The sequence below is a fragment of the Dactylosporangium salmoneum genome (assembly GCF_039532525.1).
In the GTDB taxonomy this organism is placed as follows: domain Bacteria; phylum Actinomycetota; class Actinomycetes; order Mycobacteriales; family Micromonosporaceae; genus Dactylosporangium; species Dactylosporangium salmoneum.
Map to the genome: position 1 here is coordinate 1 of NZ_BAAARV010000138.1, position 24,904 is coordinate 24,904.

Annotated in this window: 25 protein-coding genes and 1 pseudogene; 15 read left to right on the forward strand and 11 right to left on the reverse strand. The window is 75.3% G+C overall.

The window, feature by feature from the left end; all coding sequences use genetic code 11:
- Window positions 1–446 precede the first annotated feature (446 nt).
- On the reverse strand, window positions 447–1,109 hold the full coding sequence (locus ABD352_RS54480; RefSeq protein WP_344620584.1) for an NAD(P)-dependent oxidoreductase: 663 nt from the start codon (window positions 1,107–1,109) through the stop codon (window positions 447–449).
- A 57-nt stretch (window positions 1,110–1,166) separates the two neighbouring features.
- Here ABD352_RS54480 and ABD352_RS54485 point away from each other — a divergent pair, with 57 nt between their 5' ends.
- Window positions 1,167–1,514: a winged helix-turn-helix transcriptional regulator gene (locus ABD352_RS54485; protein ID WP_344620585.1), complete on the forward strand. Its 348-nt coding sequence runs from the start codon at window positions 1,167–1,169 to the stop codon at window positions 1,512–1,514.
- Window positions 1,515–1,565: 51 nt separating this feature from the next.
- Here the strand turns inward: ABD352_RS54485 and ABD352_RS54490 are convergent, their stop codons facing one another.
- The 3 genes from ABD352_RS54490 to ABD352_RS54500 form a co-directional block, all read right to left on the reverse strand.
- Complete coding sequence (locus ABD352_RS54490) at window positions 1,566–1,853, reverse strand: sulfurtransferase TusA family protein (RefSeq protein ID WP_344620586.1); 288 nt, start codon at window positions 1,851–1,853, stop codon at window positions 1,566–1,568.
- Window positions 1,850–3,097 (reverse strand): MFS transporter, encoded by a 1,248-nt coding sequence (locus ABD352_RS54495; RefSeq protein ID WP_344620587.1) that lies wholly within the window; start codon window positions 3,095–3,097, stop codon window positions 1,850–1,852. Before ABD352_RS54495 ends, ABD352_RS54490 begins: the two co-directional genes overlap by 4 nt.
- 182 nt (window positions 3,098–3,279) lie before the next feature.
- Window positions 3,280–3,954 carry an ArsR/SmtB family transcription factor gene (locus ABD352_RS54500; RefSeq protein WP_344620588.1) on the reverse strand — a complete coding sequence of 225 codons (675 nt, stop codon included), beginning with the start codon at window positions 3,952–3,954 and terminating at the stop codon, window positions 3,280–3,282.
- Window positions 3,955–4,030: 76 nt separating this feature from the next.
- Between ABD352_RS54500 and ABD352_RS54505 the strand changes: the two genes are divergently transcribed.
- Both ABD352_RS54505 and ABD352_RS54510 read left to right on the forward strand, forming a co-directional pair.
- Window positions 4,031–5,401, forward strand: a complete 1,371-nt coding sequence (locus ABD352_RS54505) for an MBL fold metallo-hydrolase (protein ID WP_344620589.1) — start codon at window positions 4,031–4,033, stop codon at window positions 5,399–5,401.
- On the forward strand, window positions 5,398–6,660 hold the full coding sequence (locus ABD352_RS54510; RefSeq protein ID WP_344620590.1) for an MFS transporter: 1,263 nt from the start codon (window positions 5,398–5,400) through the stop codon (window positions 6,658–6,660). The genes ABD352_RS54505 and ABD352_RS54510 overlap by 4 nt, the downstream gene beginning before the upstream one ends.
- Before the next feature lie 90 nt (window positions 6,661–6,750).
- Here ABD352_RS54510 and ABD352_RS54515 read toward each other — a convergent pair whose 3' ends face one another.
- The 5 genes from ABD352_RS54515 to ABD352_RS54535 are packed head-to-tail and all read right to left on the reverse strand — an operon-like array spanning window position 6,751 to window position 11,930.
- On the reverse strand, window positions 6,751–8,109 hold the full coding sequence (locus ABD352_RS54515) for an aldehyde dehydrogenase family protein (RefSeq protein ID WP_344620591.1): 1,359 nt from the start codon (window positions 8,107–8,109) through the stop codon (window positions 6,751–6,753).
- Complete coding sequence (locus ABD352_RS54520; protein WP_344620592.1) at window positions 8,110–9,198, reverse strand: AMP-binding protein; 1,089 nt, start codon at window positions 9,196–9,198, stop codon at window positions 8,110–8,112.
- Window positions 9,199–9,214: 16 nt separating this feature from the next.
- Window positions 9,215–9,973: an arylamine N-acetyltransferase family protein gene (locus ABD352_RS54525; RefSeq protein ID WP_344620634.1), complete on the reverse strand. Its 759-nt coding sequence runs from the start codon at window positions 9,971–9,973 to the stop codon at window positions 9,215–9,217.
- Window positions 9,960–10,997: a 3-oxoacyl-ACP synthase III family protein gene (locus tag ABD352_RS54530; protein ID WP_344620593.1), complete on the reverse strand. Its 1,038-nt coding sequence runs from the start codon at window positions 10,995–10,997 to the stop codon at window positions 9,960–9,962. Before ABD352_RS54530 ends, ABD352_RS54525 begins: the two co-directional genes overlap by 14 nt.
- Before the next feature lie 15 nt (window positions 10,998–11,012).
- Complete coding sequence (locus ABD352_RS54535) at window positions 11,013–11,930, reverse strand: transposase (RefSeq protein WP_344620594.1); 918 nt, start codon at window positions 11,928–11,930, stop codon at window positions 11,013–11,015.
- Between the two features lie 183 nt (window positions 11,931–12,113).
- Between ABD352_RS54535 and ABD352_RS54540 the strand changes: the two genes are divergently transcribed.
- From ABD352_RS54540 to ABD352_RS54565, 6 genes are read left to right on the forward strand one after another with little or no spacing between them, the layout of a single operon-like run.
- Window positions 12,114–12,731: an NAD(P)H-dependent oxidoreductase gene (locus tag ABD352_RS54540; RefSeq protein WP_344620595.1), complete on the forward strand. Its 618-nt coding sequence runs from the start codon at window positions 12,114–12,116 to the stop codon at window positions 12,729–12,731.
- Window positions 12,724–13,890, forward strand: a complete 1,167-nt coding sequence (locus ABD352_RS54545; RefSeq protein ID WP_344620596.1) for a 3-deoxy-7-phosphoheptulonate synthase — start codon at window positions 12,724–12,726, stop codon at window positions 13,888–13,890. The genes ABD352_RS54540 and ABD352_RS54545 overlap by 8 nt, the downstream gene beginning before the upstream one ends.
- Window positions 13,891–13,900: 10 nt before the next feature.
- Window positions 13,901–14,671, forward strand: a complete 771-nt coding sequence (locus tag ABD352_RS54550; RefSeq protein ID WP_344620597.1) for a 2,3-dihydro-2,3-dihydroxybenzoate dehydrogenase — start codon at window positions 13,901–13,903, stop codon at window positions 14,669–14,671.
- Between the two features lie 9 nt (window positions 14,672–14,680).
- On the forward strand, window positions 14,681–15,313 hold the full coding sequence (locus ABD352_RS54555) for an isochorismatase family protein (protein WP_344620598.1): 633 nt from the start codon (window positions 14,681–14,683) through the stop codon (window positions 15,311–15,313).
- The gene (locus ABD352_RS54560) at window positions 15,313–17,187 is read left to right on the forward strand and encodes an anthranilate synthase family protein (protein WP_344620599.1); all 1,875 of its coding nucleotides are present in this window, start codon (window positions 15,313–15,315) and stop codon (window positions 17,185–17,187) included. Before ABD352_RS54555 ends, ABD352_RS54560 begins: the two co-directional genes overlap by 1 nt.
- Entirely contained in the window at window positions 17,175–18,368 is a 1,194-nt protein-coding gene (locus ABD352_RS54565) for a glutamate-cysteine ligase family protein (protein WP_344620600.1), read from the forward strand. The genes ABD352_RS54560 and ABD352_RS54565 overlap by 13 nt, the downstream gene beginning before the upstream one ends.
- A 190-nt stretch (window positions 18,369–18,558) precedes the next feature.
- Here the strand turns inward: ABD352_RS54565 and ABD352_RS54570 are convergent, their stop codons facing one another.
- Window positions 18,559–18,696 (reverse strand): hypothetical protein, encoded by a 138-nt coding sequence (locus tag ABD352_RS54570; protein WP_344620601.1) that lies wholly within the window; start codon window positions 18,694–18,696, stop codon window positions 18,559–18,561.
- Window positions 18,697–18,754: 58 nt separating this feature from the next.
- Between ABD352_RS54570 and ABD352_RS54575 the strand changes: the two genes are divergently transcribed.
- The 6 genes and pseudogenes from ABD352_RS54575 to ABD352_RS57985 all read left to right on the forward strand — a co-directional run bounded on the left by ABD352_RS54575 (window position 18,755) and on the right by ABD352_RS57985 (window position 24,288).
- Window positions 18,755–19,624, forward strand: coding sequence for a LysR family transcriptional regulator (locus tag ABD352_RS54575; RefSeq protein WP_344620602.1), 870 nt, complete (start codon window positions 18,755–18,757; stop codon window positions 19,622–19,624).
- A gap of 85 nt (window positions 19,625–19,709) precedes the next feature.
- Window positions 19,710–20,813, forward strand: a complete 1,104-nt coding sequence (locus tag ABD352_RS54580) for an LLM class flavin-dependent oxidoreductase (protein ID WP_344620603.1) — start codon at window positions 19,710–19,712, stop codon at window positions 20,811–20,813.
- Window positions 20,810–21,814 (forward strand): ketopantoate reductase family protein, encoded by a 1,005-nt coding sequence (locus ABD352_RS54585; RefSeq protein WP_344620604.1) that lies wholly within the window; start codon window positions 20,810–20,812, stop codon window positions 21,812–21,814. Before ABD352_RS54580 ends, ABD352_RS54585 begins: the two co-directional genes overlap by 4 nt.
- On the forward strand, window positions 21,807–23,114 hold the full coding sequence (locus ABD352_RS54590; RefSeq protein ID WP_344620605.1) for an FAD-binding oxidoreductase: 1,308 nt from the start codon (window positions 21,807–21,809) through the stop codon (window positions 23,112–23,114). Before ABD352_RS54585 ends, ABD352_RS54590 begins: the two co-directional genes overlap by 8 nt.
- 1 nt (window position 23,115) lies before the next feature.
- Window positions 23,116–23,976 (forward strand): annotated as a pseudogene (locus ABD352_RS54595) (sulfurtransferase); the annotation flags it as partial.
- A 6-nt stretch (window positions 23,977–23,982) separates the two neighbouring features.
- On the forward strand, window positions 23,983–24,288 hold the full coding sequence (locus ABD352_RS57985) for a rhodanese-like domain-containing protein (protein ID WP_425553995.1): 306 nt from the start codon (window positions 23,983–23,985) through the stop codon (window positions 24,286–24,288).
- A 36-nt stretch (window positions 24,289–24,324) separates the two neighbouring features.
- On the opposite strand, the gene ABD352_RS54600 is transcribed toward ABD352_RS57985, so the two are convergent.
- Window positions 24,325–24,819, reverse strand: coding sequence for a flavin reductase family protein (locus ABD352_RS54600; RefSeq protein WP_344620607.1), 495 nt, complete (start codon window positions 24,817–24,819; stop codon window positions 24,325–24,327).
- Between the last annotated feature and the right edge of the window lie 85 nt (window positions 24,820–24,904).

Consider the following 24,904-nt stretch of genomic DNA (forward strand, 5'->3'; position numbering starts at 1 on the left):
ATCCGGGCTTCTTCCTGTGCCAGGACGACAACCCGTCGTGCTCGGTCGGTGAACCGCTCGAACATGCCCATCACGCCCCTCAGCGGGCGCCCACGTCACCCGCCCGACGGACGGCACACACGTACCGCAGCGGAGACTTCGCGCTGAGTCGGAGACCCTTGGCCACGTCACATGGTCGACGTGGGCAGCCATTCGTGGCGCAGGCAGGCGCTCTACCACGCACATCCTAACGCACCGCGCCGCGCGACGTCCGCCCTCGGACGTGGCGAGGTCAATCGACGGCGGTCGGCATGGTTCCTGACGATCCTGGTGGCGACGAACTTCCGCCGCCCGCCCGCGACCGCGGTCCCGGGCACCGCTGCCGAGTCTGCCGCGCACTCATGGCGTGCCCGGACGCCGGCCGGCTCGGGGCGACCTGTCCGGCGAGGTGCTGCGCGCGGCGGCCGTCAGGCCGCGTACACCGCCAGGTGTGCGCACCGGGCCGTCGGGTGGTCCAGTTCGTCGAGCACGGCGGTGGCCAGGTCCGCATGGGCGAGGGGCTGGGCCCACCGCCGCGCGTCGGCGACCGGTTCGGCGAGCAGGTAGCGGCCGGTCGGTTCGGCGTCCGGGCTCAGGCCCGGCGGCGGGCTCAGCACGAGCCAGTCGGTGCCCCCGGTGGCGCGCAGGCGCTCGATGCCGTCGGCGTGCGCGCGGGCGAACGGGCGCAGCGCGGCCGGGAACAACGCCGGGTCGTCGAGCACCAGGCCGCCGTCCGGTGCGCGCAGGGTGGCGAACAGGCCGACCACGACCGTCCGGGCGACCCCGGTCGCAGCGATCGCTGCGAAGACCCGGCCGTAGTAGCCGGCGTCGAAGCCGTCGAAGGACGCCGGCGGCGCCGTGAAGGGGGTGACCGCGCAGACCAGCCCGCGCGCGCCCGCGGCGGCCGACGCCAGCGATTCGGGATCGAGCGCGTCGCCGGCCGCCAGGGTCACGCCCGGGCCGCGCAGGTCGTCGTGACGGGCCGGCTCGCGCACGATCGCGACGACCGGTTGCCCGCGCCGGACCGCCTCGGCGACCACGGCCCGCCCGGCCCGGCCACCGGCGCCGAGCACTGCGATGGGAGCTGTCATGCGCCGGACGGTACCGTCCGGGGTACTGGTTACCGCAACGAAACCGGGGGCCGCCGCATGAGCACCGCACAAGGTCGTCCGGCGCGGATCCACCCGGCCTGCCCCACGTCGGCGTTTCCCGTCCAGGTCGGCGGCAAGTGGACCGGCATGGCGGTGCTGTGCCTGGCCGCCGGCCCGCTCCGCTTCACCGACCTGCGCGCGCAGCTCGCCCCCGTCACCGCCAAGGTCCTCGCCGAGACGCTGCGCGACATGCAGCGCGACGGGTACGTCGAGCGGCACGATCACCCGGCGAACCCGCCACACGTCGAGTACGAGCTGACCGCCCTGGGCCACAGCCTGATCGAGCTCATCGACGCCGCCCGGGCGTGGAGCCGGCGCCATCCCGGGGCCGTCCCGCCGGCGTGAGCGCCGCGCACCATCGTCCCGGTCTCGTCTGCCGCGCGGGGCAGGTGCGGTTCAGGGGGCGAGATGCCAGGGCCGCGAGGCGTCGACGGGGCGTGCCTCGCCGCCGATGCGCAACGCGTAGGCGAGCGGGCCGGGCTCGGGCAGCGGGCCGAGGTAGCTGTGGCCGATGAGGTGGCACCAGGCGGGCAGGTCGAGCGGGGCGGCCGGGTCGGTGGCGATGACGTGGACGACGGTGCCCGGCGGGAGACCGGCGATGGCCTTGCGCAGCTGGAGCAGCAGGGCGACGCAGCGCAGGCCGGTGCCGTCGACGGTCAGGCCGGGCGGCTCGGTGCCGGTCATGTCCGGCGTGCCGCGGCAGCGACGGCGGGGAGGATGAGCAAGGCGAGGATGCCGCCGGCGAGGGCGAGGGCCGGGTAGCCGGCGGCGGCGACGACGAGGCCGGAGCCCATGCCGCCGGTGGTGCCGGCGATGGCGATCGCGACGTCGACGGCGCCCTGCGTCTTGGCACGGGTGGCGAGGGGGACGGCGTCGGTGATGAGGGTGGTGCCGGCGACGAGGCCGAGGTTCCAGCCGATGCCGAGCAGTGCGAGCGCGGCGGCGAGCGGGGCAACGGAGCCGCCGGAGGCGGTGGCGGCGACGAGCCCGGCGGCGAGGAGGGTGCCGGCGGAGGCGGCGGCGAGCGGGCGGGCGCCGTAGCGGTCGACGAGCCGGCCGGTGAGCGGGGACGGCAGGTACATCGCGGCGATGTGCAGGGCTATGACGAGCCCGGCGGCGGCGGTGCCGTGGCCGTGAGCGTGCAGGTGGACCGGAGTCATCGTCATGATCGCGACCATGACGAGCTGGGTGAGGACCATAACGAGGACGCCGAGCCGCAGGCCCGGCCCGGGCCCTGCGGGGGAGTCGGTGGCATTCGTGGTGGCGGTCGTTGCGGCGGCCTCGGCGCGGGCGAGCAGCAGCGGGTCGGGGCGCAGCCATACGGCCAGGACGACGGCGGCGAGGGCGTAGGCGGCGCCGGAGAGCAGGAACAGGCCGGTGAGCGGGGGTAGGCCCAGCCGCTCGGCGAGAGCTCCGGTGGGGGCGGCGAGGTTGGGGCCGACGACGCCGCCGAGGGTGGTGGCGACCAGGACGGTGGCGATGGCCCGGGCCCGGCGGGCCGGGTCGGCGAGGTCGGCGCCGGCGTAGCGGGCCTGCAGGTTGGTGGCGGTGCCGGCGCCGTAGACGAACAGGGCGGCGAAGAGCAGGACCGGGTTGCCGAGCGCGGCGGCGGCGATGACCCCGATGCTGCCGAGGGCGCCGGTGAGGTACCCGGCTGCGAGGCCGGGGCGGCGGCCGCGGGCGTTGGACAGCCGCCCGACCGCGACGGCGGCGAGCGCTGAGCCGGCGGTGAACAGCGCCGAGGGCAGCCCGGCGAGGCTCGTGGTGCCGAGCATGTTCTGGGCGAGGAGGGCCCCGACGGTGACGCCGGCGGCCAGGCCTGCGCCGCTGAGGATCTGCGAGCAGACCAGGACGGTCAGGATCCGGCGCTGCGTCACGGCCCGCACGATGGTGCCGGTGGTGGGTTCCGGTAACGCGACGTGGGTCATGGCGGTCTCTTTCGTTCGCGTGGCGCGCGCCGTCCGGCCGGCCTTGGCGAGAGTCGTCCGGGCCGGCCGGTGCAGAGGCTCGGAGGTTGGAGCGCAACGAGGCCCGGCCGGGTCTTCGAGGCCGACCGAGTCCAGGTAGACCGGCCCGCCGGCGAGGCCGGGACGCGACGGCAGGCCGCCGGTCACGGCTCCTGTCCGGCGGTGACCGGCAGGTCGGCGAGGCGCCATTCGAGCATGCCGTCGTTGAGCCGGATCGCCTGCCGCCCCCGCTCGGTGAGCAACCGCACGGCGTCGTACGCGAAGACGCAGTACTCGCCGCGGCAGTACACGACGATCTCGGCGTCTTCAGGCAGCTCGCCGATCCGCTCGGCGAGCTCGTCGACCGGGATGCACACCGCGCCGGGGACGTGCCCGGCCAGGTATTCGTCGATGGGCCGGACGTCGAGGATGAGCAGCCCGCCGGCCTCGGCGCGGGCCAGCAGCTCGGCGCGGGTGATCTCCTGCGCACCGTCGAAGCCGAGGTAGGCCTCCCGGGCCGGTGGCACCGCGGTCTGGTGCCGGTCGGCGACCCGGCGCAGCAAGGCGAACAACTGCGCGACGTCGTCGCCGGCGAGACGGTAGAAGATCCGCACGCCGTCGCGCCGGGTCGCGACGAACCCGGCCTGCCTCAGCGTCTGCAGGTGCGCCGACGCCGTGGTCAGGTTCAGGCCGGTCGCCTTGGCGAGGGCGTCGACGGTCCGCTCGCCCTGGGCGAGCACGTCGAGCAGCTCCAGGCGCTTGCCGCTCGACAATGCCTTCCCACTGGCTGCGAACGCCTCGTACAGCGCCGCCTTCGCGGCTGGGTCGTGCACCGACATGGCATCCTCCATAAATCCATGGAATAGTGTATGACATTGGCGGGGACAACGCCAGCGACCGAAGTTGGAGGGCGTCGTGGGGTTCGCCGAAGACCATCTGATCCCGCTCGTCGACGAGGGGCTGGGCAACAGCGCCTACCTTGTCGACCTCGGCGACGGCCGCGCCCTCGCCGTGGATCCTTGCCGGGACCTGCGCGCCCTGCACGCCGCCGCCGGGCGGCGCGGGCTGACCGTGAGGTACGCGGCCGACACCCACCTGCACGCCGACTTCGTCTCCGGCGCCGTCCAGCTCGGCCACGACCAGGACGCCGTGGTCCTCGCCGCGACCGCGGGCGGGCGGTCGTTCCCGCACCGGGGGGTCGGCGACGGCGACGAGGTCGACCTGGGCGGGCTCCGGCTGCGGGCGCTCGCCACCCCCGGCCACACCGACGAGCACCTCGCCTATCTGCTCCTCGACGGCGACCGGGAGCTCGGGGTGTTCACCGGCGGGTCACTCATCGTCGGGTCGGCCGCCCGCACCGACCTGCTCGGCGCCGGCCGCACCGAGGAGCTGGCCCGGGCACAGTACTGGTCGCTGCGGCGGCTCACCGGGCTGCCGGACGCGACCGCGGTGTGGCCGACGCACGGGGCCGGGTCGTTCTGCTCCGCCCCGCCCGGCACCGAGCGCACCACCACGATCGGCGCTGAGAAGGCCGCCAACCCGCTCCTCGCCGCCGGCGACGAGGACACCTTCGTCCGGCGGCTGCTCGCGAGCCTCGGCACCTACCCGGCCTACTTCGACCGGCTCGCCGAGCGCAACCGGCGCGGCCCGTCCGTCTTGGCCGGCGCCCCGCCGCTGCCCGCCCTCGATCCTGGGGCGGTGCGGGCGCTGCTCGCCTGCGGCGGTTGGGTTGTCGACGCGCGCCCCGCGGCGGACTTCGCCACCGGGCACGTCCCCGGCGCGCTGTCGATCCCGCTGCGCGCGCAGTTCGCCACCTGGCTGGGCTGGCTGGTTCCCGACGACGCACCGATCGCCGTGATCGTCAATCCCGGCCAGGACCTCGAAGACCTTGTCTGGCAGGCGGCCAAGGTCGGTTACGAGCGGCTTGCCGGGCACCTTGCCGGCGGCATGGACGCCTGGCTGGCCGCCGGACACCAGCGCCGCACGACGCCGTTCGTGCCCGCCGCTCAGACGACACCCGGGCGATACCTGGACGTGCGGCAGCGCGCCGAGTTCGGCGCCGGGCATGTGCCGGGCGCGGTCAACGTCGAACTCGGCGCCCTCGCCGGCCACGCGCTCGAGGCGGCCAAGGGCCTGGTGGTGGCGTGCGGGCACGGCGAGCGCGCGATGACCGCCGCCAGCATCCTGGAACGCGCCGGCCGCACCGACGTGACGGTACTCGACGGCGGCCCGACCGAGTACGCCGCCGCGCACGGGCTGCGCCTCGTCGACGGGGACCCGCGATGACCGGCGCCGCCGTCGCGGCCGCCCGGCCGGTGCGGCTGGGGTTGCGGGAGAACTGGGCGCAGTTCACCCTGCTCGTCGTCACCAACGTCTGCGTCGGTGGTCTCGTCGGCCTGGAGCGCACCACGGTGCCGCTCATCGGCGCCGAGACGTTCGGGCTGGCCAGCGACCTGGCCGTGTTCGCGTTCATCATCGCCTTCGGCGTCACCAAGGCCCTGACGAACCTTGCCGCCGGCGCGCTGATCGGCCGGTTCCGCCGCAAGCAGTTGCTCCTCGCCGGTTGGCTACTCGGCTTGCCGGTCCCGTTCGCCCTCGCCTACGCGCCGGCGTGGGGGTGGATCGTCGCCGCGAACGTCCTGCTCGGCGTCAACCAGGGCCTGACCTGGTCGATGACCGTCAACATGAAGATCGACCTCGTCGGCCCGGCCCGCCGCGGCCTGGCGACCGGCCTGAACGAGGCCGCCGGCTACGCCGCGGTCGGCGGCACCGCCCTGCTCACCGGCTACCTCGCCACCCGGTACGGGCTCCGTCCGGCTCCCGAGCTCATCGGCGTCGTCTTCGTCGTCGCCGGCCTGCTGCTGTCCATCGTGGTCCGCGACACCGCCGCCCATGTCGCCCTCGAACTCGCCCAGCACCCCAAGCCCAGCACCGCCGCCGCCCAGCCTCCCGGGCTCGCGGCGACGTTCGCGCGGACGTCGTGGGGGCACCGGTCGCTGCGCGGCGCCTGCCAGGCCGGCCTGGTCAACAACCTCAACGACGGCCTGACCTGGGGCGTCTTCCCGCTGCTGTTCACCGACCACGGCCTCGGCCTCGCCGCCGTCGGCCTCATCAAGGGGCTCTACCCGCTGCTGTGGGGTCTCGGCCAGATCCCCACCGGCCACCTCGCCGACCGCGTCGGCCGTAAGCCCCTCATCATCACCGGCATGCTCGTCCAAGCCTCCGGGTTCGTCGCCGCCCTCGCCCTGCTCGACCGCCCACTCCTGGCCGGTGTGCTGTCCGCGGTCATGCTCGGCCTCGGCACCGCCATGGTCTACCCGGCCCTGATCGCCTCGGTCTCCGACCATGCCCACCCGGTCTGGCGGGCCAACGCCCTGGGCACGTACCGGTTCTGGCGCGACATCGGCTACGCCGCCGGCGCGCTCGTCGCCGGCGTCCTCGCCGACGCCCTCGGCCTCAACGCCACCGTCGTCGCGGCCACCGCGCTCACCGCAGCGTCCGGGTTGCTCGCTGCCCGCTGGATCAGCGACCGCCCTGCCGGCTGACGACCGGATGGTCGCGCCGGCCGCGACGACAGGCGGCGGGAGCCCCCGGAGAACAGCTGCATGACCCGGGCGAGCTCACAGGATGACCGTTCACCGGATGACGGTCTTGGTGCGCATCAGGAACTCGCCGAGGAAGCCGTCGTGGGGGACGCCCGGGCGCAGCCAGTGGGTCGGGTGGGCGCCGACGTAGACATTGCTGATGCTCGGTTCGTTCAGCAGGGCGTCGATCAGGTCGTCGCCGGCGCCGATGGCCGTGAGCACCAGCGTGTCGCGCAGCGGGGGCAGGCCGTCCGACGGGCTCCACGGGGCCAGCCACACGCACGGGAACGGCAGCTCGAGGCGCAGCTGCGGTGCGGTCGGACGGTCGGCCTGGAAGACCGCCGGACGCAGGGCGGCGCTGCCGTCGCCCAGGTCGTCGGCGATGCCGCCGGCGCCCAGCCAGGCGCGGGTGCCCTCCGCGCGGGCCAGCAGCGAGGACTCCAGCGCGCGGGCCGCGGCCAGGGGCTGGACCGGCAGGACGGCTTTCGGGTGCTCGGGCGGGAGGCTGGGCAGGGCGGCCAGGCGTTCGGCCAGCGCCTCGGCCAAGGGGGCCGGGTCGCCCTCGACGAGCACCGCGGTGGCGTTGATGCAGGCGACCCCGGCCTGCCCGGCGACCGAGTCGACGATCGTGTCGAGGTACTCGCGCCAGTCGGCGGCCGCGGTCAGCAGGATCTTCGCGCGGCCGGGGCCCTGTGGCAGTACCGCCGAGCCGGCATAGCGCTCGACCACCTCGTCGCCGCCGTACACCAGGCCCAGGTCGGCGCCTTGCAGCAGCTCGCCGGCGGCGTCATGGTCGGTCGGGAGCAGCACGACGTGGTCGTCGCCGAAGCCGGCCGCGCGCAGGGCGGTGATGAGCCGGTGCGGGGTCAGCGGCTCGCGGCGGGACGGGCGGACCGCCACCCGGTAGCCCAGGGCCAGCGCCTCCAGCCACAGGCCGTGCGGGCCGGGGTGGTTACCGGCCGCGTGCACCGCGAAGGTCTCGCCGCGGCGGGTCCACACCGCGCTGCCCCGGCGGGTGCCGGGGTCGCGCCAGTCGGCGGCGGCGCCCAGCGGGCGGGGCAGCGGGGTGGTCTCGCCGGCCAGCTCCGCCGAGGCGGCGATCGCCGCGGTGGCGTCCTGCACCACGGCCAGCGGCACGCCGGAGACCCGCGCGACGGTCCGCTCGTACTCGTCGAAGGACAGCCCGGCGATGCGGTCGTCGCGGAAGTGGTGCGCGGCCGCGGCGAGGGCCTCGATGCGCCGCTCGTACGGCAACGGCCGCGCGGCCCGCAGGGCGTCCATGGCCCGGGCGGCGAACAGGCGCGGGACGAGGCTCAGGTCGATCGCTTCGGCGCCGGTGACGTCGGTGACCGGCAGGCGGCGGCGGGAGCGCAGCGGGCCGCGTGGGCCGAGGGCGTCGAGGGAGATCATTCAGTACACCCCCTCGATGACGGCCTCGTTGTCGAACGTGGCGACGGGAGCCACGTCGGCCACCGAGTCGCCGATCTGCCCATCGGGGCCGGGCACCCGCACGGCGGTGTCGCGCTCGAGGTTGTTGGGCAGGAAGAGGCTCTTGCTCACGTGGTGCATGACGACCTGGCCGCGTTCGCCGTAGGGGACCGGTTGGGAGGTCTCCGGGTCGACGACGTGGAAGCTCATGTGCGGGGAGAACGGGTCGTACACGCACGGGTCGTCGTCGGTCAGGCCCGGCCGTTCGCTGGCGTTGCCGAGGATCATGGTGCTGCCGTAGCCGCTGTAGAGGGCGATGCCGGGGAAGATCTCGGTGCGGTACAGGTGGCGGGTGTCCGGGTCCATCTGGGTGCCGACCCAGTTGATGGCGCGCACCTTGTCGTTGACGAGCTTCACCAGCTCCTCGCGGCGGGCCAGGCGCTCCAGGACCGGGGGTGTGATCATCAGTACCCCGACGTCCTGGCTGTGCAGCACGTGGCCGATCTGGTCGACGATGTGCTCGCCGTAGGCGGCCGCCTCGGTGGCGTTGCCCTCGGCGACGAGCCGCTTGACCCAGCGCGGGTCGAGGTCGACGGCGAAGGTGAGGCCGCCGCGCAGGGCGGTCTGGTGTGCGATGACGGGGCCGACCATGTGCGGGCCGGAGGGCACGGCGGAGAGCCAGTTGACGCCCTGCGGCACGCCGTGGCGGTCGAGCTGGGCGCTGCTCCAGGCCAGCAGCCGTTGCAGCCAGTCGCGCAGCAGCACCACGCGCTTCGGGGCGCCGGTGGTGCCGCCGCTGTCGAAGACGCCGACGACGTCGGGGTGCGGGCCGTAGCCGCGGGGGATCAGGTCCTCGACCCGCGCGGCGCGAAGGTCGTTGGCGAGGTTCGGGAAGCGCGCGAGGTCGTCGAATCCGGCGATGTCGGCGATCGGGTCGAAGCCCAGCGCCGGGGCCCGCTCCAGCCAGAACGGCGAGCCGGTGGCGGGGGAGAAGTGCCAGCGCAGCGCGGCGCGAAGATATTCGTCCGGGTCGACGGCCGCGTCGTGGGGCAGGTCGAGGATGCTTGTCACGGGAGACTCCAGAGGTTCAGTCGAGGATGACGCCGGCGGCGACGGCGAGCGGGTCGCGCGGCAGCCGGTCGAGGTCGATGCCGAAGTGCTTGCGGTAGGCGGCGAACACGGCCGCGTCGTCGGTGAGCTCGGTGGTGCTGCCGTCGACCGTGAGCCGGCGGCCCTTGAGGGTGGCCCGCCCGTCGGCGGTGGGCAGGGAGCAGAAGACCTCCTGCAGGAACGGCGAGTCCGGGCAGGTGCGCCACCACCACAGCGTCGGGCGGAAGTCGTCGAGCTCGGCCGGGTGGGGTTCGACGCGGTACAGCGGCCGGCCGTTGCGGGACACCTCGCCGTCGCGCACGTGGTAGGTGCCGTGCGGGTCGGGCTGGGCCTCGGCGGTGTCCAGCCGCAGCGGGTGGCGGCTGTTGCGGCCGAAGCCGGTGTCGACCAGCCACGGCACGCCGCCGACGGTGACGCGCAGCGCGAGGTGGCAGAAGGGCGGTCCGAGCCCGTCGGGGCGGAACACCCGGCCGGGGAGGATCTCGACGCGGTACCCCAGCGCGGCGAGCAGCAGCCCGAAAGCGGGATTGGTCTCGTAGCAGCCCCCGCCGCGGCGCTGCCGGACGATCTTGTCCACGACCGCGCCGCCGAGGTGGACGTCCTCGTCGAGGTGGTACGACAGGTTCTCGAACGGCACGGTCAGGACGTGGCGCTCCTGCAGGTGCCGCAGGCCTTCGAGGTCGGGGCGGGCCGGGCGGGCGGCGCCGATGCGGTGCAGGTACTCATCGATGTCGATCGGAACGCTCCAGTCGGTCGGGGCCGGGCCAGCGCAGCAGCGCGAACCCGGCCGCCATGCCGCCGCCGAAGCCGGCCAGCAGCACCAGGTCGCCGGGGCGCAGCGCGGCCCGGGCGTCGTGCAGTGCGATCGGCACCGCGGCGGCGCCGGTGTTGCCGTGCTCGCCGCCGCCGGTGGCGGTGCGCCCGGCCGGCACGCCGACGGCCGCGGCGAGGTCGGCGACGAGGTTCGGGTTGGCCTGGTGCGGCACGAACGCGGCGAGGCCGGCCGGCCCGACCCCGCAGTCGCGGAGGAACGCGCGGATGGCCGGGGCGACGACGTCGAGCACGAAGTCGCGCACGGCGCGGCCCTCCATGGCGAAGTGGTGCAGCCCGGCGTCGAGCGAGTCGGCGGAGGCGGGGATGCGGCTGCCGCCGGCCGGCACCCGGATGAGCCCGTGCGCCTCGGGGTAGGTGGCGAGGCGGGCGGCGGCCAGCGAGGGCCGCGCGCCCGGGCCGAGGACCACCGCGCCGGCGCCGTCGCCGAAGAGCACCGCGGTGCGCCGGTCGGCCGGGTCGAGGATGCGGGAGTAGACGTCGGCGCCGACGACGAGCGCGTGGCCGCCGCCCGCCCGCAGCAGCCGCTCGGCGGTGACGAGGGCGAAGACGAAGCCGCTGCACACCGCGTTGACGTCGAACGCCGCGGTGCCGGGCGGGGCGCCGAGCTCGTCGGCGACGAGGCAGGCGGTCGGCGGCTGCGGCGAGTCGGGCGTGGAGGTGGCGACCAGCACCACGCTCAGGTCGGCGGCGCGCAGGCCCGCGTCGGCCAGGGCCGCCCGGGCCGCGGCGACGGCGAGGTCCGAGGTGGCCTGGTCGGGCTTGGCCCAGCGGCGGGTGTGGATGCCGGTACGGCGGAGGACCCATTCGGGCGTGACGCCGGCCGGCCCGGCCACGGCCTCGTTGCCGATGATCTGGTCGGGCAGGCCTATGCCGGTGCCCAGAATGGCGACGGGCGGCCCGGTGGTGGTGTCGTGCACGGTGAGCACGGGCGGTTCCCTTCTTCAGCCGGCTTGGCGCAGGGCGACGAGGGCGTGCGCCGCGGACGCGAGGGTCACGTGGCGGTGCCAGCCGGCGTAGGAGCGGCCGGAGTAGTCGCGCAGCCCGACGCGGTCGCCGATCGCCGCCAGGTCGGCGTCGACCTGGTCGACGAGGCGGCGCAGCCGCACGAGGTGCGCGGGCGGGTGCCCGGTGAGGTCGGTGAGCCACACCTCGTCCGGCCACGGTCCCCGCGCGCGGACGCCCAGCAGTGTCAGCTCGTCCTCCCGCCCGGGGCCGGCCAGCCGGGCCGGGCAGACGGCGACCGGCCCGCCACCGGCACCGAAGAGCCGGGCCGCGGGCACTGGCCGCTCACCGTGCCCGGGCGTGCGCGCGCCGGCTCGCACCGGCGTGTCCGGGTCGATGCGGGCGAGCACCGGCGCGCCGGCCGCCCGCAGCCGCCGGACGAGCCGCGTCGCGTCGGCGCCGCGGGCGTCCACGACGACGGGCCGGTCGTGGTGGCCGTCGAACAGCTCCAGGTAGGCGTCGCCGAGGCAGTCGCCCGGCCGGTGCAGTCGCCAGCCGACCGGCACCGCCAGGCCGGGGGCCGCCGCCCACACCCCGACGGCGGGCCGGGCGCGGCGGGACTTGGCCACGACGAGCGGGCGGATCACCCACGCCTGCGGCGGTGCGACCCGCAGCAGGTGCTGGCGAAGCGCGCGCCGTACCGGGGTCCAGTCCCACGTGGAGTCGCTGACGAAGTGGTGCAGCCGCTGCTCGTTGGCGTGCCCGGCGATGTTGCGGATCGACTTGCGGCCGGGGGTGTGCAGCAGGCCGTGGACGTACTCGGCGCCCCGGCGCCGCTGGTCCTTGCGCGGCAGGCCGGCGAACAGCGCGGTGCACAACGCCTCGTAGGGCTCGGTCAAGGCGGCGTCATGGGCCATCGGTCCTCCCTCTGGTACGGGGTCGCAACGCCACCGTGCCCGGGCGCACCGCCGGCTGCCTAGGTGCTGCCGCAACCGTCCTGGGGCCGGAAGCGGTGGCGGCGGCCCTCATCGGCGCCGCACTTGACATACTCGACGGGTAGGAATTGAGCCGCCGGTCGGCGCGGCCCGACGATGGGCGCCATGACCAACGTCGCAGTCCTCTACTACTCCTCGACGGGCAATGTGTTCCGGCTCGCGGAGGCCGCCGCGGACGCCGCGGTCAAGGCCGGCGCGGACGTGCGGCTGCACCGCATCCCGGAGCTGGTCGACGAGCCGCCGGTCACCGACCGCGAGGCCTGGCGGCGGCACACGGAGACCACCGCCCAGGTGCCGCCGGCCACGTTGGACGACCTCGAGTGGGCCGACGCCGTGCTGCTGGGCACGCCGGTGCGCTTCGGCTCGCCAGCGCCGCAGGTGCTGCACTTCATCGACACCACCGCGGCCCTGTCGATCGCCGGCCGGCTGTCGGGCAAGGTCGCCGGTGCGTTCGCCTCCGGCTCGGCCCCGCACGGCGGCCAGGTGAGCGCCATCCTGGCCCTGCACAACGCGTTCTGCCACTGGGGCGCGGTCATCGTGTCCACCGGCTCCACCGACCCGGTGCTCTTCCGGCCGGACAACGGCAACCCCTACGGCGCGAGCAACGTCTCGCGCAACCGCCCCGGCAACGTCGGCGACGACAACCTCGCCGCCGCCGAGTTCCAGGCCCGCCGGTCCGTGGCGATCGCCGCGGCCCTCGCCGCCGGCCTGCGCGATGGCTGAGGACCTCGCCGCGGCGGTGCGCGCCTGCCCGGCCGCCCAGCAGCCCGACTGGGGCGACCCGGCCGGGCTCGCCGCCGCCCGGACGCACCTGGCGCAGCAGCCGCCCCTCGTCCGCGCCGCCGACGTGTTCGCGCTGCGGGCCCACCTGGCCCGGGTGGCGGGCGGCGAGGCGGCGGTGGTGCAGGCCGGCGACTGCGCGGAGGACCCGGCCGAGTGCTCCTACGGCGACGTCACCCGCAAGGCCGGCCTCATCGACATGCTGGCCGGCGCCCTGCAGCAGGAGACCCGCCGGCCGGTGCTGCGGGTGGGGCGGATGGCCGGCCAGCTCGCCAAGCCGCGCACCCGGCCTGTCGAGCTCGTCGGCGGGCAGGAGCTTCCGGTGTACCGCGGGCACCTCGTCAACGCCCCGGAGCCCGACCCGCAGTCGCGCCGCCCGGACCCGGCCCGGCTGGTCGCCGGTCACCGCACCGCGCGCGAGGTGCTCACCCACCTCGGCTGGCTCGGTCCGCGCCGGGCCGTGCCGACCACCTGGACCAGCCACGAGGCGCTCCTGCTGGACTACGAGCTGCCCCAGCTGCGGCGCACGGCGACCGGCCGGTGGCTGCTCACGTCGACGCACTGGCCGTGGATCGGCGAGCGCACCCGCGCGCTCGACGGCGCCCACGTCGCGCTGCTGGCCGCCGTCGTCAATCCGGTCGCGTGCAAGGTCGGCCCGTCGACGAGCGCCGCCGACCTGGTCGCGCTGTGCGGGCGGCTCGACCCGCGGCGCGAGCCGGGCCGGCTCGCGCTCATCGCCCGGCTCGGCGCGGCCGCCGTGGCCGACCGCCTGCCCGTCCTCGTCGAGGCCGTGCGGGCCGCCGGCCACCCGGTGGTGTGGCTGGTCGACCCGATGCACGGCAACACCGTCACCACCGCCCAGGGCCTGAAGACACGGCTGCTGGACACCGTGGTGCGGGAGGTCCGCGCCTTCCAGTGCGCGGTCCGTGGCTCCGGCGGGGTCGCCGGCGGCCTGCACCTGGAGACCTCGCCCGACGACGTGACCGAGTGCGCCGCGGACGCGGGGCACGTCGAGCGGGTCGGCGACAAGTACACGAGCCTGTGCGACCCGCGGCTCAACCCGGAACAGGCCATGTCGGTGATCGCGGCATGGCGTGGCTGAGGAGGTCGGTATGCACGACAAGATCGCACTCGTGACCGGGGCGGCCGGCGGCATCGGCGCCGCCGTGGTGCGGGCCCTGGCCGTCCAGGGCGCACTGGTCGCGGCCGTGGACCGCGACGCGGACCGGCTGCACGAGCTGGCCGGGAAGCTCGGCGCCGAGGGGCTGGGCGTGCTGGCGCTGCCGGCCGACGTCACCCGCCGCGCCGAGGTCGAGGCGGCCGTGGACGCCGTCGAGGAGCGCCACGGCCCGATCGACCACCTGGTCAACGCGGCCGGCGTGCTGCGCCTGGCCGACGCCGCCCGGCTCACCGACGAGGACTGGCAGGCGACCTTCGCCGTCAACACCACCGGCGTGTTCCACGTCTCGCGAGCCGTGGTCAGCCGGATGGTGCCGCGCGGGCGGGGCGCGATCGTGACGGTCGCCTCCAACGCGGCCGACACGCCCCGGCAGGGCATGGCCGCCTACGCCGCGTCGAAGGCCGCCGCGACCATGTTCACCAAGTGCCTCGGCCTCGAGGTGGCCGGGCACGGCATCCGGTGCAACCTCGTGGCGCCCGGCTCGACCGACACGCCGATGCTGCACGGCATGTGGGCCGACGACGCGGCCCGCCGGGCCACCATCGACGGCCGGCTCGACGCCTACCGGGTCGGCATCCCGCTGCGCAAGCTGGCCAGCCCGCAGGACGTGGCCGAGGCGGTGGTGTTCCTGCTGTCCGACCGGGCCGGGCACATCACCATGCACGCCCTGACCGTCGACGGCGGCGCCGCGCTCGGCGTCTAGGAGAAACCGATGAGCCTTGCCCACATCCCGGACTACCCGCTGCCCGCCGCGGCGGACCTGCCCGCCAACGTCGCCACCTGGCGGCCCGAGCCGCGGCGCACGGTCCTGCTGGTGCACGACATGCAGCGGTACTTCCTGCGCCCGTTCGCCCCCGGGCTGCGGGAGCGGCTGGTGGCCAACGCGGCGACGCTGCGCGCCAACGCTGCCGCCGCCGGCGTGCCGGTCGCCTACACCGCCCAGCCCGGCGGCATGACCCCGTCCCAGCGTGGCCTCCTCGCCGACTTCTGGGGCCCCGGCATGCGGGTCGACCCCGCCGACCGCGAGGTCGTGGAGCCGCTCGCCCCGGCGCCGTACGACTGGCGGCTCACCAAGTGGCGCTACAGCGCCTTCTTCCGCTCCGACCTGCTGGCCCGGATGCGCGCCGCCGGCCGCGATCAGCTCGTCGTGTGCGGCGTCTACGCCCATGTCGGCATCCTGGCCACCCTCATCGACGCGTTCAGCCATGACATCCAGCCCTTTCTGGTCGCCGACGCGGTGGGCGACTTCAGCGCCGAGGACCATCGCCTGACCGTCGCCTACGCGGCCCGCCGGTGTGCGGTGGTCACCCTGGCCGCGGACCTGTTCGCCCGGGCGGGTGTGTGATGGAGCCGTTCGCGCTGCTGCACCGGCCGTCCACCGTGGACGGTGTGGAGGTGATCGCCGGCCCGATGTCCACCGTGGACACCCTCGCGGAGGTGCCGGTCGACCGGACCGCGCTCGTCCTGGTGCCGTTCCGGCAGGTCGCCGAGCGTGGGTACGCCTGCGTCGAGGACGGCGCGGGGCTGCTCGCGATGCGCGTGGCCAGCCGGTCCGTGCTCCCCGTGCCGCTCGCGACCGCGCTGCTGCCGGATGTGGCGGTACCGCTGTCGGGCGCCGGTTTCGACGGCGAACGCTACGACGAGACGGTCCGCCGGGTCGTCGCCGAGGAGATCGGTGCCGGCGAGGGGGCCAACTTCGTCATCCGGCGTACCTTCCGCGCCGTGATCGACGACTACCGGCTCGCCCACGCCCTGGCCTGTTTCCGGCGGCTGCTGCTGGACGAGTCGGGCGCCTACTGGACCTTCCTCGTCCACACCGGGGAGCGGACCCTGGTCGGGGCCACGCCGGAGCGGCACATCAGCGTCCGCGACGGGGAGGCGGTCATGAACCCGATCAGCGGCACGTACCGGTACGGCCCCGCCGGCCCGACCCTGCCCGGCGTGCTGGACTTCCTCGCCGATCGCAAGGAGCGCGAGGAGCTGGCCATGGTGCTGGACGAGGAGCTCAAGATGATGGCCCGCATCTGCCCGGACGGCGGCCGGGTCGACGGCCCGTACCTGCGGCAGATGGCCCGGCTGGCGCACACCGAGTACTTCATCCGCGGCCGCACGGCCCTCGACCCGCGCGACATCCTGCGCGAGACCCTGTTCGCGCCGACCGTCACCGGCAGCCCGGTGGAGAACGCCTGCCGCGTGATCGCCCGGCACGAGCGGCGTGGCCGCGGCTACTACAGCGGCATCGCCGCCCTCGTCGGGCCCGGCGAGCTCGACTCGGCGATCGTCATCCGCACCGCCGACATCGCCGCCGACGGCCGGGTGAACATCGACGTGGGGGCCACCCTGGTACGCCACTCCGACCCGCGGGCCGAGGAGGCCGAGACCGACGCCAAGGCGGCCGCGCTGCTCGCCGCGCTGGCCGGCGCCCCGTCCGCGGCTGCCGCCGCCCCGCACCGCCCGGCCCCGCGACCCGGCCTGGCCGAGCATCGGCGGGTCCGCGGCGCGCTCGCCGGTCGCAACGCCGGCCTGGCCCGCTTCTGGCTGACCGGCGGCGAGCGGGCGGCAGCCGCGCACCCGGCGCCGGCCCGGCGCACCGCCGTCGTCGTCGACGCGGAGGACACGTTCACGGCCATGCTGGCCCTGCAGCTGCGCGCGCTCGGGCTGACCGTCGACGTCGTGCCGCACGCGACCCCGCCGGCCGTCGGCGCGCACGATCTCGTCGTGCTCGGCCCCGGCCCGGGCGACCCGCGCGCGGGCGGGCACCCGAAGATCGCCCGGCTGCGCGGCCTGATCGACGAGCTGCTCGCCGCCGGACGGCCGTTCCTGGCGGTGTGCCTGAGCCATCAGGTCCTCGCCGGGGCGCTGGGGCTGCGGGTGGCCCGTCGCCCGGTGCCCAACCAGGGCCTGCAGCGCGCCGTGGACCTCTTCGGCCGGGAGGAGCGCGTCGGCTTCTACAACACCTTCGCCGCCTACAGCGACGAGGACGAGCATCGCGGCGTCGCGGTCGCCCGGGACCCGGCCACCGGCGAGGTGCACGCGCTGCGCGGTGCGCACTTCGCGTCGATGCAGTTCCATCCGGAGTCGGTGCTGACGCTCGACGGGCCGCGGATCCTGGCCGGCCTCCTCGGCGGACTGGGCGATTTTACCCAGCGTGCTGCCGGAAGTACAGATGGTGCTGGATCGATGGCGGTGGGCGTAGCATCCGTCGCATGCAGCCCTTAGCACACGCGATCGACGCGGGTGCCGAGATCGGGCGGATCGAGGACGCGGAGGGCTACATCGCGTCGATCTGCTTCAAGACCGGCCCACCCGCCTCCATCGGCGTCGAAGTCGAGCACATCCTCCACCATCCGGGCCACCCCACCCGGCCCATCGACCTCGAGGCGGTCACCGCCGCCCTCGCCCCGCTGCCTCACGACGGCGGCGTCTCCTTCGGCCCGGGCGGGCAGATCAGCCTCGCCGCGCGGCCGCAGCCGTCCCTCGCCCGGCTGCATGCCGCCGTCAACGCCGACCTCGACCGGCTCGGCGACCTGCTCGCCGCCGCCGACCTGCGCATCGCCGGCGCCGGCATCGACCCGCACCGCGCGCCGCGACGGCTGGTGTCGTCGCGGCGGTACCACGCGATGGCCGCCTTCTTCGCCCGGCGCAGCGGCGACGGCCGCGCCATGATGTGCAGCACCGCCGGCCTGCGCCCCGTCCTCGACGCCGGCCCGCCCGCGCAGCTGGCGGCCCGCTGGGCGGCCGCGCACGAACTCGGCCCGACCCTGCTGGCCGTGTTCGCCAACTCGCCCGTGTTCGCCGGCCGCGACACGGGCTGGGCGTCGGCCCGCATGCGCACCTGGTACGGCATCGACCCCGCCCGCGCCGGGACCGTGCCGACAGGCCCGGACCCGGCCGCCGCCTGGGCCCGCTACGCGCTGCGCGCCCCGCTGCTGTGCGTGCGCCGCCCGGGCATCAGCTGGGCCGTCCCGCCGGGCATCACCTTCGCCGACTGGATCGGCGGGGCGCTGGGCAGCCGCCCGACGTACGACGACCTCGACTACCACCTCGGCACGCTCTTCCCGCTGGTCCGCCCGCAGGGCCGGCTGCAGGTGCGCTACCTGGACGCCCAGCCCGGCGGCGACTGGTTCGTCCCGGTCGCCGTGCTCGCCGCCCTGCTGGGCGACGGCCCGACCGTCGACGCCGCGCGCGACCTGGCCGCGCCCGCCGCCGGCCGGTGGATCGAGGCGGCCCGCTACGGCCTGACGGACGCGGTCATCGCCGCGACCGCGCCGCCGCTGCTCGACCTCGCGCTGCGGGTGCTGGCCCGTGACGGGCTACCGGCGCCGCTGCTGGACGAGGTCGGCGCCGTTGTCGAGCGGCGCTTCCGCCGCGCCTGGCCGTATCTGTACCACCCGCGCTGAGACCACCGCCGGAGGCCGTCGCCGGGCGGCGGCCTCCGACCCGCCATCAGGTCAGGTCGCTCGTCATCGAGGTCCCGTCCGGCCGCAAATCCTATCGGAATGATAGAGTACTTGCTACGCTGCTGGCATGTTGTGGGCGGTTGCGGTGCGGTCGATGGGGCGGGTCGTCGCCGGCGTGGCCTGGCCGTGCTCAGTCGCGCCGCCGGTCCCGCTCCAGTAGGACCAGCTGCCACGCGATCGAGAGTCCGGCCAGTACCCAGAAGGCCGCTTCGCGGTGCAGCAGGAGTGCTCCCAGGGCGCCGGCGAACAGCAGCGCGACCACGATCATCGCAAAAACATACTGTGCCCGTCGATTTACCAGCAATAGTGCCAGGAGAATGAGCGCCATGCCCGACCCTCTCGACCTCGTCCACCTGAAGACCCTGGTGACGATCGCCGAATGCGGCGGGTTCCACCGGGCCGCGGCGGTGCTGCGCGTGAGCCAGTCGACAGTGAGCCAGCACGTCCGGTTGCTCGAGCGGCGGCTCAAGGAGCCGCTGGTCGAGCGGGCCGGCCGCGGGGTGCGGTTCACCGTGCAGGGGGAGGCGCTGCTGGTCGAGGCGCGGCGGATCCTGGCCGTGCACGACGAGTCGCTGCGCCGCCTGGAGGTCGCCGCTGAGCGGGTGATCCTGGTCGGCTGCACCGAGCACGCGGCCGATCAGGTGCTGCCGCAGTTGCTGGACGTGATGCGGCACGGGTTTCCGGGCCGGTCCGTGCGGTTCCGTATCGACCGCTCGACGCAGCTGGCCCAGGTGGTCGCCCGCGGCGCACTCGACCTCGCCGTCGTCCTCGACGGCGCCGAGCCGTCCGGCGCGCAGGTGGCCGAGCTGCCGTTGTACTGGTATGCCGCGCCGCAGTTCGTGCCGCCCCGGGATCGGGCGTCGTGGCCGGTCGTGGCGTTCGAGGAGCCGTGCGGCCTGCGGCGCCGGGCGTTGCGGGCCCTCGAGTCGGCCGGCGAGCCGACGGACATCATCGCCGAGTCGACCAGCCTCGACGGGGTGGTGGCCGCGGTCCGGGCCGGCCTCGGCGTGGCGCTGCTACCCAGCACCGGGCGCGCGCCCGCGGGCCTGACCGCGCTGCGGCAGCTGCCGGAGGTCGGCACGGTCGGGCTGCAGGTCGCCGCCCGGCGGGGCATCGACCCGGAACTGGAGCGCATGGCGTGCGGGGTCATTGAGGAGTTCTTCGCGACCCGCGCGCACCTGCGCAGCGTGGCCTGAAGCTCGGCACCGATCGTCGCCGCCGATCGGTGCCGAGCCGTAAACCGCATTGGATGAATTCCCATCAGTTTAATAGGCTTTTGGCATGCCGGTCGAGTTCATCAGTGCCATCAACGTCAATGCCAGCAACGAGGTCAACGGCCGCGGCGACCCGGCCATCGACGTCGGCTTCCTGCGCCGCTACGCCCGCGTGCTCGAGGACGGCGGCTTCGACTACACCCTGGTGCCCTACAACTCCTCGTTCCACGACCCGTTCGGTGTCGCCGTGGCGCTCACCCAGGTCACCGAGCGGCTGCGGCCCATCGTCGCGCTGCGGCCCAACACGATGTACCCGACCGTCGCCGCGAAGGCGCTGGTCACCCTCGACCAGCTGTCCGGCGGGCGCGCGGTCGTGCACTTCATCGCCGGCGGCAGCGACGCCGAGCAGGCCCGGGAGGGCGACCGGTTGAGCAAGAGCGAGCGCTACGAGCGCGAGGAGGAGTACATCCGGATTCTGCGCAGGGTGTGGAGCTCCACCGAGCCCTTCGACCACGCGGGGAAGTACTACTCGTTCGAGAACTTCGTCTCGGTGGTGCGCCCGGTGCACGGCACCATCCCGATCTCCGTCGGTGGCTCGTCCGACGACGCCTACCGGGTGGGCGGCGCGCTCGGCGACATCTTCGGCCTGTGGGGCGAGCCCCTCGCCGACACCAAGGAGCAGATGGACCGGGTCGCGGCCGAGGCCCGCCGGGCCGGCCGCGCCGACACCCCGCGGATCTGGGTCACCTTCCGCCCGATCGTCGCCGCCACCGACGCGCTGGCCTGGGAGAAGGCCGAACGGATCCTGCAGATCCTGCAGGGGCGGGCCGGGGCGGGGCTGTGGTCGACCAAGCAGCGGTGGGGCGGGGGCGAGGCGCCGGCGAACGTCGGCTCCCAGCGGCTGCTGGCGATCGCCAAGCGCCAGGACGTGCACGACCGGGCGCTGTGGACGCCCACGGCGACGGCGACCGGTGCGGCCGGCGCCTCCACGGCGCTGGTCGGCAGCTACGAGACGGTCGCCGCGGCCATCCTCGACTACATCGACCTCGGCGCCGAGCTCATCTCGATCCGCGGCTACGACAATCTCGACGACGCCATCGACTACGGGCGGTACGTCATCCCGCTGGTCCGTCAGGAGCTGGCCCGCCGCAGCGCGGTGACGGTCGCGTGAGCCGGTACGTGGTGATCGGCGCCGGCGCGGTCGGCGGGCTGCTGGCCGCGCAGCTGCACCTGGCCGGCATCGACACTGTGCTCGTCGCCCGCGGCACGCAGCTCGCCGCGATCCGGGCCGGCGGGCTGCGGATCCGTCGCCCGCACGGCGACGACGTCGTGGCGGTGCCGGTCGCCGGCGGCCCCGGGGAGGTGCGCCTGTCCACCGCCGACGTGCTCGTGCTGGCGACCAAAGCCCAGGACGCGGACGCCGCCCTGGCCGAGTGGGCGTGGCAGCCGGTCGCCGACCCCGCCGGCGGGCCGGCGCGGCTCGGCACGGACCTGCCGGTGCTGACCCTGCAGAACGGCCTGGCCACGGAGGAGGCGGCGCTGCGGCGGTTCTGCCGGGTGTACGGCGGTACCGTCGCCGTCGCCGCCAGCTATCTGGTCCCGGGAGAGGTGGTCAACCCGTCGCACCCGGTCGTCGGTGCCGTGTGGCTCGGCCGCTACCCGGACCAGCCCGACCCGGCCCAGCAGCGCTTCGCCCGGGATCTCGCCGCGGCCGGGTTCGCCGCTCACGGCGTGCCCGACATCTCCGCCTGGAAGGCCCGCAAGCTGCTGGGCAACGTCCGCAACGGCCTCGACCTGCTCGACGGTACCGCGGAGGAGAAGGACCGGGCCGGCGAGCTGCTCGTCGCCGAGGCCGAGGCGGCGTACGCGGCCGCCGGGATCACCCCGGCCCCGGCGGAGGCCCTGCGCGCCGGAGCCGACCTCAGCTTCGCGCCCGTCCCCGGCCACGTGCCGGGAAGGCTGTCGACCTGGCAGAGCTTCGCCCGCGGCACGTCGAGCGAGGTCGACCATCTCAACGGCGAGATCGTGCGGCTGGGGCGGCGTACCGGCGTGCCGACGCCGGTCAACGAGCGGCTGCAGCGGCTGCTCGGGGCGCAGGCGGTCGCCGGCGCGCCGCCCGGGACCCACCACGTGGGTGAGCTGCTGGCGGCGACGGTGAACGCCGTTGTCTAGCCCGGCGGCGCTCTTCACCGATCGGTCCGGCTGGGCGCCGGACGGGCCGCCGCGGGCGGTCGTGCGGGCCCGGACCGTCGCCGACGTCCAGCGCACCCTGGCCGAGGCCAGCCGCACCGGCACGCCGGTCGTCACCCGCGGCGCCGGCACCGGGCTGGCCGGCGGCGCGGTCGCCGGCCCGGAGGCGATCGTGCTCGACGTGTCCGGGCTCGATCGCATCCTCGGCATCGACCCGGTCGACGGGATCGCCCGCGTCGAGCCCGGCGTGGTCACCGCCGAGCTGGACCGGGCCGCCGCCGAGCACGGCCTGATGTACGCCCCCGACCCGGGCAGCGTCGCCATCTGCACCGTGGGCGGCAACATCGCCACCAATGCCGGCGGCCTGCGTGGTGCCAAGTACGGCGTCACCCGCGACAGCGTCCTCGCCCTCGACGTCGTGCTGGCCGACGGCACCCTGCTGCGCCTGGGCCGCGACACCGTCAAGGGCGTCGTCGGCCTCGACCTGGCCGGCCTGGTCGTCGGGTCGGAGGGCACGCTCGGCGTGGTCGTCGGCGCGACACTGCGGCTGCTGCCTCGCCCGACGCGGGTGACCACCGCGGTGGCCTACTTCGCCTCGGTCGCCGCCGCCGCGGGCGCCGCGACCGCGTTGGGCGCCGCCGGCCTGCGCCCGGCGGTGCTGGAACTCGTCGACGGCAAGACCCTGGCCGCCATCGACGAGCTGCGCGGCACCGGCCATGCCGGCCGGGGCGCCGCGCTGCTGCTCGTGCAGGCCGACGGCTTCGGCGCCGGCGAGGAGATCGCGGCCGTCGCCGCCGTGCTCGGCCGCACCGCGCGGTCGGTGGAGACGACCGAGGACGCCGGCACCGCGGCGGCGCTGTCCGCGGCCCGGCGCGACGCGCTGCCGGCGATCGAGGCGAAGGGCCGGGCGCTCATCGAGGACATCGCCGTGCCGCGGTCCCGGCTCGCCGACGCGGTCGACGGCGTGCACGCGATCGCGGCCGCCACCGGCACCGACGTCTTCGTGTTCGCCCACGCCGGCGACGGCAACCTCCACCCGATCATCCTGCTCGGCCCGGGCACGGCGCCGGGCGCCATCCCGCCGGCCGCCCGTCGCGCGGCCGACGACATCTTCGCCCTCGCCCTCGCCCTCGGCGGCACGGTCAGCGCCGAGCACGGCGTCGGCCTGCTCAAACGCGCCTGGCTCGAGCGAGAGCTCGGGCCGGACGTGCTCGCGCTGCAGCGGCGCGTCAAAGCGGTCTTCGACCCCGCTGGCATCCTCAATCCAGGAAAGGCCATCTGACATGACCCAGCCCCCCGGACCCGTCCTCATCACCGTCGCCGAGCTCGCCGACCCCGCCCGGGGCGATGTGCGACTGCTCGACGTGCGCTGGCGCCTGGGCGACCCGACCGGCCACGCGCAGTACCTCGACGGCCACATCCCCGGCGCCGCCTACGCCGACCTCGACACCGAGCTGGCCGCCCCACCGGCCGACGGGCTCGGCCGCCACCCACTGCCCGACGTGACCGATCTGCAGGCCGCCGCCCGTCGCTGGGGCATCAACGTAGGCGACACCGTCGTCGCCTACGACGACAACGGCAACCTCGCCGCCGCCCGGGCGTGGTGGCTGCTGCGCTGGGCCGGCGTCGCTGACGTCCGGCTGCTCGACGGCGGCCTGGCCGCGTGGCGGGCCGCCGGACACCCGATCGCGACCGGCGAGGAGCAGCGGGAACCGGGCGACGTGGTGCTCACCGCCGGCGGGCTGCCGTCGGCGGGCCCGGACGAGGTCGCCCGGCTGCTCGCGGACGGCGGGGTTCTGCTGGACGCGAGGGCCGCCGAGCGGTACCGCGGCGAGCCCAACAGCATCGACCCGCGCCCGGGCCACATTCCCGGCGCACTCAGCGCCCCGACCACGGAGAATCTCACCGCCGAGGGCACCTTCCGCGACCCGGCCGAGCTCGCCGAACGCTTCGCCGCACTCGGTGTCACGCCCGGCCGCCCCGTCGGCGTCTACTGCGGCTCCGGCGTGACGGCCGCGCACCAGATCGCCGCGCTGCGGCTGGCCGGCGTCGACGACGTCGTGCTCTACCCCGGTTCGTGGTCGCAGTGGGCGACCCTGCCCGGCCGGCCGGCCGTGGTCGGCCCCGAGCCCCGCCCGGAGCCGCCGCTCGTGTCGCCGGCCGAGGCGGCCCGCCGCGTCGAGGCGGGCGCAGTGCTCGTGGACGTGCGCAGCGCGCCGCGCCGGGCCGCCGACGGGACCATTCCCGGGGCGCTCATCGCCAACCGCGACGACCTCGGGGCGCGCTTCGGGCCGGACTCGCCGCACCGGCAGGCATCCGTCGTGGTGGTGTGCGGATCGGTCGACGGCTCTCGCCCCGTCGCCGCGGCGCTCATCGAGCAGGGTTTCACCGACGTTGCGCATGTGGAGGGCGGGTTCGCCGCCTGGGCCGAGGCGGGACTGCCCGTCGACGCCTGAGCGCGACCGGCATCGGCCGGCTGCCCGGCGCCGCCCTCAGGCGGCGCGGTGCAGCCGGCCGAACGTGCTCTGGTGGAACACCAGCGGCGCGACGCTGCGGTCGGCGTCGAGGGCACGGACGCGCAGCAGGACGATGTCGTGGTCGCCGGCCGGGATCTCGCGCTCGATGCTGCAGTCCAGCCAGGCGCAGGCGCCGTCGAGCAGGATCTCGCCGCCGCGCGTCGCCCGCCACGTCACGTCGGCGAACCGGTCGACGCCCCTGGCGCTGAGCTGCCGGCCGAGGCGCTCCTGGTCCGCCGCGAGCACGCTGACGCCCAGCCGCGCCGCGCGGCGCAGGACCCGCCAGGTGCTCGACGTGTGGGCGATGCAGACCGATACCAGCGGCGGGTCCAGCGACACCGAGGTGAACGAGCTCGCGGCGAGCCCGACCGGCGCGCCGTCAACCAGCGCGGCCACGGCCGTGACCCCGCTGGGGAAGGCGCCGAAGACCCGGCGCAGCTCGACTGGGTGCAGTACCGCGCTCATGCTCATGCCTTTATTTTCCTACTCGGACCATAGGAAAGGGCAAGGCTCGGACCGATCGAATATCGCGGTCGGTGCCGACCTCGATTTCGCA

Bases quoted from the DNA above. Each gene is read 5' to 3' on its own strand.
- ABD352_RS54575 (WP_344620602.1), top strand. From the start codon at position 18,755: ATGCCCGACCCTCTCGACCTCGTCCACCTGAAGACCCTGGTGACGATC.
- ABD352_RS54600 (WP_344620607.1), bottom strand. From the start codon at position 24,819: ATGAGCATGAGCGCGGTACTGCACCCAGTCGAGCTGCGCCGGGTCTTC.
- ABD352_RS54580 (WP_344620603.1), top strand. From the start codon at position 19,710: ATGCCGGTCGAGTTCATCAGTGCCATCAACGTCAATGCCAGCAACGAG.
- ABD352_RS54485 (WP_344620585.1), top strand. From the start codon at position 1,167: ATGAGCACCGCACAAGGTCGTCCGGCGCGGATCCACCCGGCCTGCCCC.
- ABD352_RS54515 (WP_344620591.1), bottom strand. From the start codon at position 8,109: ATGATCTCCCTCGACGCCCTCGGCCCACGCGGCCCGCTGCGCTCCCGC.
- ABD352_RS54490 (WP_344620586.1), bottom strand. From the start codon at position 1,853: ATGACCGGCACCGAGCCGCCCGGCCTGACCGTCGACGGCACCGGCCTG.
- ABD352_RS54565 (WP_344620600.1), top strand. From the start codon at position 17,175: ATGCAGCCCTTAGCACACGCGATCGACGCGGGTGCCGAGATCGGGCGG.
- ABD352_RS54555 (WP_344620598.1), top strand. From the start codon at position 14,681: ATGAGCCTTGCCCACATCCCGGACTACCCGCTGCCCGCCGCGGCGGAC.
- ABD352_RS54500 (WP_344620588.1), bottom strand. From the start codon at position 3,954: ATGTCGGTGCACGACCCAGCCGCGAAGGCGGCGCTGTACGAGGCGTTC.
- ABD352_RS54535 (WP_344620594.1), bottom strand. From the start codon at position 11,930: ATGGCCCATGACGCCGCCTTGACCGAGCCCTACGAGGCGTTGTGCACC.
- ABD352_RS54540 (WP_344620595.1), top strand. From the start codon at position 12,114: ATGACCAACGTCGCAGTCCTCTACTACTCCTCGACGGGCAATGTGTTC.
- ABD352_RS54560 (WP_344620599.1), top strand. From the start codon at position 15,313: ATGGAGCCGTTCGCGCTGCTGCACCGGCCGTCCACCGTGGACGGTGTG.
- ABD352_RS54480 (WP_344620584.1), bottom strand. From the start codon at position 1,109: ATGACAGCTCCCATCGCAGTGCTCGGCGCCGGTGGCCGGGCCGGGCGG.
- ABD352_RS54545 (WP_344620596.1), top strand. From the start codon at position 12,724: ATGGCTGAGGACCTCGCCGCGGCGGTGCGCGCCTGCCCGGCCGCCCAG.
- ABD352_RS54550 (WP_344620597.1), top strand. From the start codon at position 13,901: ATGCACGACAAGATCGCACTCGTGACCGGGGCGGCCGGCGGCATCGGC.
- ABD352_RS54495 (WP_344620587.1), bottom strand. From the start codon at position 3,097: ATGACCCACGTCGCGTTACCGGAACCCACCACCGGCACCATCGTGCGG.
- ABD352_RS54570 (WP_344620601.1), bottom strand. From the start codon at position 18,696: ATGATCGTGGTCGCGCTGCTGTTCGCCGGCGCCCTGGGAGCACTCCTG.
- ABD352_RS54510 (WP_344620590.1), top strand. From the start codon at position 5,398: ATGACCGGCGCCGCCGTCGCGGCCGCCCGGCCGGTGCGGCTGGGGTTG.